At 49.9% G+C, this 361-nt stretch carries 1 protein-coding gene; it reads right to left on the bottom strand.

Features of this window, described 5'->3' with window-relative positions; all coding sequences use genetic code 11:
* Positions 1-361 (bottom strand): hypothetical protein (locus ACO0LC_RS29215; RefSeq protein WP_423009777.1); only part of this gene is annotated, 361 nt, incomplete at both ends.

The raw sequence follows: 361 nt of genomic DNA, 5'->3' as shown, positions 1-361 counted from the left end.
TTGTTTAATCGTCGGCCCATACAAGGTATCGGCTTGCCACAGTTGATTGGCGAATTGCATGGCAAATGACAAGCGTTGCTTTTGCACAGCCTTGTCATCAAGTAACTGGTGAGTGCGTATCATCCTATAAAACGTGGTTGGCGCCAATTGCGAGCGGGAGAACAAACCGCGCTGCAAGAGTACCCGGTATAGAACGCTTTTGGGGATCACGCCGACCTTGTTGTGTGCCAACGTCGGCAGCACTTCATGGATTGCCTCAGCCAACTGATTCACCTGCACCTTACGATAAGCATCTTTATCGGAACGGGTTTTATTCTCCAGGGTGGCAATGCCACGACTTTTATGACGATATAGCCAGGTG

The organism is Undibacterium sp. JH2W (assembly GCF_049340425.1).
Classification (GTDB): Bacteria; Pseudomonadota; Gammaproteobacteria; order Burkholderiales; family Burkholderiaceae_D; genus Undibacterium.
The sequence above is the reverse complement of the archived record's forward strand: the minus strand, read 5'-3'. Positions and strand labels throughout refer to the sequence as shown.